This window comes from Neobacillus drentensis (assembly GCF_036966985.1).
Lineage (GTDB): Bacteria > Bacillota > Bacilli > Bacillales > Cytobacillaceae > Neobacillus > Neobacillus drentensis_E.
In genome coordinates, this window is record NZ_JBALSN010000760.1 from 602 (window position 1) to 1,354 (window position 753).

The 753-nt window shown below is 30.7% G+C and carries 1 protein-coding gene; it reads left to right on the plus strand.

The window, feature by feature from the left end:
* The coding region (locus V7659_RS31455) for a hypothetical protein (protein WP_335543900.1) at positions 1-372 on the plus strand (372 nt) is incomplete at its 5' end.
* Positions 373-753: the final 381 nt, after the last annotated feature.

Here is a 753-nt window from a genome sequence, read left to right on the forward strand (position 1 = left end):
TTAAAGAAACGATTTGAAAATAATTATACTGATGATTTAGGAGAAGAATTTTATAAGGCAAAGTTATATTTACATAAACTAATGGAACTATACGCAGTGTGGCCATTTGTTATTAAAGATATCCTTATAGAACACAGTCATAATCCCGAAGAATTTGTTAAAAGGATACCGCAACTTTCAAAAGATGTGGAGGCATACAAAAATCAAATAAAGCAAAAGTGGAATAATTATGAATATCAAGTACCTTCAACTATTCAGGAACACTCTGAAATTGTTGAAAAACTTCAGGAAGCAATAGAAAACACTATAGAGTTGCGACGAGGGGAATACGTAAGAGCAACTGAAGGCGATGAAGATGATGAAGAAATGTAAATTAATGATATGTGTACAGGGATAGAAACAGGTATTGATCCAAGTCAAGTAGACTTCGAATAATTTTTTAATAATAACGTCTATAAGGGTCAATAATGGTAACTAGAGCTGTCTTCCATCGTTAATAATAGATTCAGGAAATTTGTATAACTGATACACAATAGTCCTATATTAAAAGTAGCAGTGTATGAGGCTTTATAAGAAATTAACTAGTTTGTGTCACTCCTCATATAACGAGTGACACAGAGCGGAGGCATAAAATTTTTATTAACTATTGGAATAATACAATTTTGACGAATTATTACTAAAATTCTGTCCTGTTGAAATCAATAATACTTGGAAATTGTTCATTTATAATGTTAACATCTTGTTGGCTTATAA